This window comes from Nocardioides sp., assembly GCF_031422975.1.
Lineage (GTDB): Bacteria > Actinomycetota > Actinomycetes > Propionibacteriales > Nocardioidaceae > Nocardioides.
This window is the reverse complement of the sequence record NZ_JANPEO010000166.1, coordinates 1-6,982: the sequence shown is the minus strand read 5'-3', so window position 1 is coordinate 6,982 and position 6,982 is coordinate 1. Positions and strand designations below refer to the sequence as shown.

The window sequence follows — 6,982 nt, the reverse complement described above, 5'->3', positions numbered from 1 at the left end:
CTCGATGAACCCGGAAACACCGTCCAGGACGCCGACACCGTCCTCGTCCCAGGTCTTGCCCAGGACGCGCACCGTGCCGGAGTCGGGTCGGATGAGCCCGAAGAGCATGCGGAGGAAGGTCGTCTTGCCCGCACCGTTGGGCCCCAGGACGCCGTACACCTCGCCCGCGGCCACCCGGACCGTGATGTCGTCGACGGCCCGTACGGACCCGAACGTCTTCGTTACATCCGTCGCTTCGACGGCCAGGGGAACATTCATGACCGCACGGTAGGAGAACGGACGTGAAGGGATGATGAAGTGACCCGCCACGGTGCATGGTGGGCGGCACACACTTCTGGAGGGAGGATCGGCGTTGCGCATCCTGGTGGCCGAGGACGATCGACGGCTCGCCGCCGTGCTCGACCAGGCGCTGCGGGAGGACGGCTGGGAGGTCGAGGTCGTCCACGACGGCAGATCCGCCTACGGCCGGGCGCTGCCCGGCGGCATCGCCTACGACGTCCTGCTGCTGGACTGGATGCTGCCCGAGCTGGACGGTCTCACCGTCTGCCACCGGCTGCGCGGCGTCGGTGTGACCACCCCGGTACTCATGCTCACCGCCCGAGGCGAGGTGCGCGATCGCATCGACGGACTGGAGGCCGGCGCCGACGACTACCTGCCCAAGCCGTTCGATCTCGGTGAGCTCCTGGCCCGGCTGCGGGCGCTGCAGCGTCGTTCGTCGTACGGCGAAGGCGTGCTGCTCGAGGTCGACGACCTGGTCGTCGACCCGGGCGCCCGTCGCGTCTCGCGGGCGGGCGCCGAGATCGAGCTGTCGGCCCGGGAGTTCGACATCTTGCACCTGCTCGTCTCCCGGGTCGGGCAGGTGGTGTCGCGCTACACCATCCTCGATGAGGTCTGGGACGGTGACACGGACCTGCGCAGCAACGTGATCGACGTACACCTCGCCGGCATCCGCGCCAAGATCGACCGCCCGTTCGGCACCCACACCATCACCACCATGCGCGGTGCGGGCTACCGCGTCGATCCTGGCGGGCGGGCCCCGTGACCCGGCTGCCGCTCCGTGTGCGCCTCGTGGCCGGCTTCGTGGCCGCCATGCTCGTCCTGCTGGCCGCGGCGGGCGTCTTCGTGTACTGGCGCGTGGAGTATGCCCTCGACCGGGGTCTCGACACCGAGCTCGCACGGGCCACGACCACCCTCGGTGCCCTGGTGGACACGAGCGGTGCAGTGACGTCGCTGGCCGCCGCCGACGCGACCGGAGCCGGTTGGCAGGTCCTGGACGAGGGTGGCGGCGTGCTCTCCTCGGGAGGACCCGCTCCGGCCACCCCGATGGTCACCGCGCGCGAGCTGCCGGACCCCGGCAGCGCCCGAACCGTGGAGACCGGCAGCTTCCTTCCGGGCGCGGACAGTCCCTTCCGCATCCGCATCAGCGCCCGTGACGACTCCGGGCTGTACCTCCTCGTCGGCGTCCGACGCGACCACCGGGACGAGGCACTGCGAGAGCTGCTCGTGCAGCTCACGCTCGCCGGACTCGGTGCGCTGACGGTCGCCGCAGGGGTCGGCGACCTGCTCGCCCGCGCGGCGCTGCGCCCGGTCGAGCGCTATCGGCGACGAGCGGTGGAGATCACCCACGGTGCGAGTGGTCTACGCCTCGAGGTGCCTGCCGGACGGGACGACGAGGTCACCCGCCTCGGCCACACGCTCAACGACATGCTGGAGGCGCTCGAGCGCTCACTGGAGCACGAGCGTCGTTTCGTCAACGACGCCAGCCACGAGCTCCGTACCCCGCTCACGTTGCTCACGAGCCGCATCCAGCTCGCCCGCCGCCGTCCTCGGGGCGTTGGGGAGCACGAGCAGATCCTCGATGAGCTCGGCGTGGATGTCGCCCGGCTGGCCGGTCTCGCCGAGCAGCTGCTTGCCCTCGGGGCCCATGGCGGGATGCTCGACCGGGCCGACGCCAGTGCGGACGTGACGCAGGTCGTCGCCACCGTCGTGGAGCGGCAGCGCGTCGCCGCTCCGGAGCTCGCCCACACCATCGTTCTCGACCTCCCCGCGCACGCCCTGCACGCAGGAATCGACCACGCGGTCCTCGAGCGGCTGATGGCCAACCTCATCGACAACGCCCTCCACCATGGCCGGCCCCCCATCGAGATCCGGGTGACGTGCAGGAGCTCTGACCCCGGATGGGTCGTGGTCGAGGTCGAGGACGCCGGGCCCGGTATGGACTCGGACATGCTCGTCGAGGCGACCCGACGGTTCGCGCGCTCCCCGGAGGCGCGCAGCCGCCCCGGCGCCGGCCTCGGACTGGCTCTGGTGGAGGAGTCCGTCGTCGCGGTCGGTGGGGCGCTGCGCCTGTGCTGTCGCGGCGAGCACGTCCACCACGGATCAGATGTGGCCGAGCCCTGCGACCACTCTGCGGCGATGACGGCGAGCTTGTGGCTGCCGGGTGTCAGCACCCCCTGACGGCACTCGCAACGACCACCCGAGGCGGGTGGAGATGCTCGACGGGCATCGGTGGGGAACAATGTCCGCACCGGCCCCCGTAGCTCAGCTGGATAGAGCAAGAGCCTTCTAATCTCTAGGTCGCAGGTTCGAATCCTGCCGGGGGTGCTCTGGGCCGCTCAGGACATCGGACCGCCGGACCTGCCGTGGCGGGTTCGGCGGCGATCAGGTGCCCGTCCGGGATCTCGGGCATGGCCCACAGCGCGCGATCCCCCACGAAGTGGCGGGCGACGACATGTCGGACGCCGATTTCGATGTCGTACGCCGCCAGTTGCTGAGGGTCCTTCGCGGGGGCGCGCCCATCAGTGGACTGCGGACTCGCCGTACACCGGCGATTTCCTGAGTCGCGGAGGACACTTGAACCGAGACGCGCGGCAACGCGTGTCATGCGTAGGAGGTGCGATGCCAGACAGCCCAGCGGTCGTGATGCGGCAGTTGCACGATGAGCACGCCGCCGCATTGTGGCGATTCTGCCTGCGCTTGACCGGCGGCAACCGGGCGCAGGCGGAGGACGTCGCGCAGGAGACCTTGCTCCGCGCCTGGCGCAACGCCGCGGTGCTCGAGAAGTCGCAGGGCTCGGTCCGGGCCTGGTTGTTCACCGTTGCCCGCAACATCGTCATCGACGAGTGGCGCACCAAGCGGTCCCAGAGCGAGTTCTCCGTGGCCGAGGTCCCCGACGTGGTCCGGACCGAGGACCAGACTGATCAACTGCTGCTCTCGTGGCTCGTCTCCGAGGCGCTCACGAAGCTGTCCGCGGACCACCGCGCCGTCCTGCTCGAGTGCTACTACCGGGGCCTCCCGGTGGCCGAGGCCGCGCAGCGCCTCGGCGTGCCCGAGGGCACCGTGAAGTCGCGCACCCACTACGCCCTGCGGGCGCTGCGGCTGGCCCTCGAAGAGATGGGAGTAGGGGCATGAGCACCCCCATGACCTGCGCCTTCGCCCACCACGACGGAGCCTATGTCCTGGGTTCGCTGTCTCCGGCCGACCGAGCGGACTTCGAGCGCCACCTCTCCCGGTGTGCCGAGTGCGCCCGCGGGGTGCGCGAGTTCGCCGGGCTGCCCGGTCTCCTGGCGAGGGTCTCGCCCGACGTCCTGGAGACGGTCGGCACGCCCGAGCCGGTGCCGCCGACTCTGCTTCCCGCGCTGGTCGGCGAGGCGCGGCACTCCCAGCGACGCCGTACGACCGTGCTGGTGGGCCTGGCTGCCGCCGCGGCCCTGGTGGTCGCCGCCGGCTCGGCGATCGGGATGAACGTGCTCGCGGATGACCCGCCTCCGGTCGGTCGATCGGCGCCCGCCGAGGCCGCACCCGGGGAGCCGATGACCTCGGTCGGCACGGAGTCGGTGTCCGGCACGCTCGCCCTGACCAGCGTCGCGTGGGGAACGCGCCTCGACCTGGTGTGCACCTACGCCCCGGACCACGAGTCGTCGTACGGCGCGACGTACTCGATGGTGGTGCGCACGCGCGACGGACGGGTCGAGCAGGTCGCGTCGTGGAAGGGGCTCGCCGGCAAGACCATGCGGCTCCCGGGGGCGACGTCGGCGATCCTCGCCGACATCAGCTCAGTCGAGGTGCTGACCGCCGACGGGGACCCGGTGTTGACGCTGACGGAGTGAGCGCTCGTAGCCCTCGGCGCGGGCCGCGAACAGCGCGGCCACGATGACGACGATCTCGGCAATGGCCGCCGCCCAGGTGTAGGGGCCCGACCACGAGGCGTTGACGCCGAAGAGCCCGACGGTCGCGGAGATGACGAAGGCCGCCAGCGTGGACAGGCCGAACCCGAACGCCAGGAACAACGGCACCCAGTGATGCCACGTGAGCAGCAGCACGGCGATGACGAGCCCGGCAACCGCGTTGAGCATGAAGGCCGGACCCACCACGTCGAAGTGCCGCGTGCCGTCGAACCACAGCTTCAGGTGGACGGCACCCGAGACCAGGGCCCCTGCTGCCGCCAGTAGTCGCACGATCATGGCCGTCTCCGATCCACGCACGGGCACCCCGACCATCGGGGGCTCCACTCGCTACACGTCCCGGCGCCCGGCGAGGTTCACTTCAGGCGCGGGCCGTAGGCCGACAGGAACCGGTCGCGGAAGGTGTCCATCCGCCAGACCGGCGCGTCCGGCGCGGGCAGCAGACCGTCCTGCCAGCCCCAGTCCGAGATCCGCCGCATCACTGCCGGGTCCCGGGCGATCACGCTGACGGGCACGTCGTGGCCGGCGTCTCCCCCGCTCACGTAGCTGTGCGGCTGGTGGTCCCCGAGCACGACCAGCACCAGGTCCGGGTCGGGCTGCCGCTCCAGGAACGACACCAGGGTGTCCATCGTGTACTCGATGGACTCGCCGTAGACCCGACGGACCGCCTCGGGGTCGCGGAACACCACGTCCGATGGCTCGCCCTGCTCCGGCATCTTATCGAAGACCGAACCGTCGCCGACCCGATCCCAGGGCACGAGGTGCGGAAGCGGAGTCCACGGGTGGTGGCTGGAGACGAGATCGATCTCGGCCATCACGGGCCCGCGATCGGAGGGCTCGAGCTCCTGGCGGCGGAAGTGCTCCAGCGTGTACTGGTCGGGCATCGGGGCATAGCCGAACTCGGGGCCCTGGTAGCCGACGTTGCGGGAGTCGTACATCTGGTCGAACCCGTAGAACTCCTCGCCCTGCGGCCAGTCCACCGTGTTCGCCGGGACGTCGGAGACCGTGCGCCAGCCCGCTTGCCCGAAGGCGTCGGTGAGCGTCAGCCGGTCCGTGCCGAGCAGCTGTTCGTAGCGCCGCTCACTGTCGACCCACAGGCCGGACTGGAGCGTCGAGTGGGCGAGCCAGCTGCCGGCACCGAAGGTGGGTGAGGTCAAGAAGGCGCTGCGCGAGGAGTAGCGGGCAGCACGCAGGCGGCGGGTCCCGTCCTCGAGCACGGCGTCGACCCCCGCGGAGAAGGTCGAGTCCTGCACCGCGACCCGGCCGTAGCTCTCGACGAAGACGAGCAGCACGTCCTTGCCCCGCAGCCCCCTGAGGAGCTGATGGTCCGGGACCGCCCTCGTCGGGTCCTCGGCGATCTCGCCGGCGAACGCGCGGCGGTCGCGCAGGTCTGCCCGGACCTGCTGCACCCGGTCCAACGCCAGCCCGGCGGCGCTGGTGGAGGCGACCCGCCCGACCGGACCGACGAGGGGGCCTGACACCGCGCACAGCACCCACACGACGCCGAGCGCGGTGAGCGCTCGCGCGGTCCCCCGCCGGTGCTCGGCCGCTGCCCGGGTCAGCCGGCCGGTCGCCAGCGGCAGCACCACGAGGAGTACGGCGACCAGGGCGACCGCCAGGACTGCGGTGGCGATCGCCATGGTCTGCCCCACCGAGTCGGCCAGGACCCCGATCCCGGGCCCGAAGTAGACCCAGTCGCTGACCGGGCTGAAGTGCCGGTCGAGCACCGCGAGGAAGCCCGTGTCGAGCACCTTCACCACGACCAGGAGTCCCAGCAGCAGCCCGAACGACCACGCCAGCCACCGACGCGACCGGACCGGCAGCACCAGGGCCAGCCCGACCAGCACCATGCCCTCGAGAGGAAGCCGGAGGAAGGCCCCTATCGTCGTCATCTCCTGCACGCGGTCCGGCAGCACCAGGGCGAGCCAGACCACCCCCAGCGCGACTGCCGTCACCGGGGCACCGGACAGTGCGCCCCGGGCGGCGGGCGCCGGGACGGGGTCGCCGCGGTGCCGCCACTGCCACCACACGTCCCTGCCGAAGGACTCCGTGAGCAGCACGAGCCCGACGGCGAGGGCGACCCGGGACCAGGTCGCGGGGACGAGATCGGCGGCCGCCACCGCGAGGACGACGCCCTGCACGGCGGCGACGACCTTCGCCGAGTAGCGCGGCGGCGTCGGCCGGCGCAGCCATGGCAGGGCCCACCCGGCCGCGACGTACACATAACGCATCGCTCCGATGGCGAGCACCCAGCCGCCGACCGCCGGGGCGACGTACACACTCAGGACGGCGATGAGGAAGGCGTCGACCTCCATGTCGAACCGGGCACCGAGAGGTGTCACCGTCCCGGTCCGCCGGGCGACCCGGCCGTCGACCGCGTCGAGCAGCAGGGCGAGCGCGGTCAGGCTGACCAGGACGGCCACATGCGCCGGGCGGAGGAAGGAGTCGGCGGTCAGGGCGGCGACCACACAGGCCATCTCGGCGCGGACCAGGGTCACGCGACCGGCCGGCCCGAGCCCCTGAGCCCCGTGTCGCACCAGGGCCGCGTTGAGCGTCGCGCCGAGGACCGCGCCACTCAGGGCACCGACGGCCCAGCCGAGGGAGCTGAGACCGACCATGGCCGACAGGGTCCCGAGCAGCGCGAGCAGCCCGACGAACCCGGTCAGCGGTCCGGCGTGAACCCGATGCACCGCGCCTCCGTGTGTAGGGAGTACGACGTTGACACGACGACGGACCGGATTCGGTTCACCCGTTCAGGAGAGGAGCCGCCGGTGGCAGCCGAGTCCGCGTTCTGGGTG

The 6,982-nt window shown here is 71.6% G+C and carries 7 protein-coding genes and 1 tRNA gene; 5 read left to right on the top strand and 3 right to left on the bottom strand.

Annotated elements, in window-relative coordinates:
• Positions 1-258, bottom strand: a 258-nt coding sequence (locus RMO85_RS05185) for an ATP-binding cassette domain-containing protein (protein ID WP_310526953.1), incomplete at its 3' end; no start/stop codon positions are given.
• Between the two features lie 94 nt (positions 259-352).
• Between RMO85_RS05185 and RMO85_RS05180 the strand changes: the two genes are divergently transcribed.
• From RMO85_RS05180 to RMO85_RS05160, 5 genes are all read left to right on the top strand, one after another.
• Positions 353-1,042 carry a response regulator transcription factor gene (locus RMO85_RS05180; RefSeq protein ID WP_310526950.1) on the top strand — a complete coding sequence of 230 codons (690 nt, stop codon included), beginning with the start codon at positions 353-355 and terminating at the stop codon, positions 1,040-1,042.
• Positions 1,039-2,457 (top strand): HAMP domain-containing sensor histidine kinase, encoded by a 1,419-nt coding sequence (locus RMO85_RS05175; protein ID WP_310526949.1) that lies wholly within the window; start codon positions 1,039-1,041, stop codon positions 2,455-2,457. The genes RMO85_RS05180 and RMO85_RS05175 overlap by 4 nt, the downstream gene beginning before the upstream one ends.
• Positions 2,458-2,530: 73 nt before the next feature.
• Positions 2,531-2,604, top strand: a tRNA-Arg gene (locus tag RMO85_RS05170).
• A 294-nt stretch (positions 2,605-2,898) separates the two neighbouring features.
• The gene (locus tag RMO85_RS05165; protein WP_310526948.1) at positions 2,899-3,411 is read left to right on the top strand and encodes a sigma-70 family RNA polymerase sigma factor; all 513 of its coding nucleotides are present in this window, start codon (positions 2,899-2,901) and stop codon (positions 3,409-3,411) included.
• Positions 3,408-4,109: a zf-HC2 domain-containing protein gene (locus RMO85_RS05160; protein WP_310526947.1), complete on the top strand. Its 702-nt coding sequence runs from the start codon at positions 3,408-3,410 to the stop codon at positions 4,107-4,109. The genes RMO85_RS05165 and RMO85_RS05160 overlap by 4 nt, the downstream gene beginning before the upstream one ends.
• On the opposite strand, the gene RMO85_RS05155 is transcribed toward RMO85_RS05160, so the two are convergent.
• Complete coding sequence (locus RMO85_RS05155) at positions 4,056-4,463, bottom strand: hypothetical protein (protein WP_310526945.1); 408 nt, start codon at positions 4,461-4,463, stop codon at positions 4,056-4,058. The genes RMO85_RS05160 and RMO85_RS05155 overlap by 54 nt on opposite strands.
• A 77-nt stretch (positions 4,464-4,540) precedes the next feature.
• A complete protein-coding gene (locus RMO85_RS05150) occupies positions 4,541-6,874 on the bottom strand; it encodes a CDP-alcohol phosphatidyltransferase family protein (RefSeq protein ID WP_310526942.1) in 2,334 nt (777 codons plus the stop codon).
• Positions 6,875-6,982 lie beyond the last annotated feature (108 nt).

Coding starts and splice junctions, on each gene's coding strand:
- RMO85_RS05155 (WP_310526945.1), bottom strand. CDS start 4,463: ATGATCGTGCGACTACTGGCGGCAGCAGGGGCCCTGGTCTCGGGTGCC.
- RMO85_RS05160 (WP_310526947.1), top strand. CDS start 3,408: ATGAGCACCCCCATGACCTGCGCCTTCGCCCACCACGACGGAGCCTAT.
- RMO85_RS05165 (WP_310526948.1), top strand. CDS start 2,899: ATGCCAGACAGCCCAGCGGTCGTGATGCGGCAGTTGCACGATGAGCAC.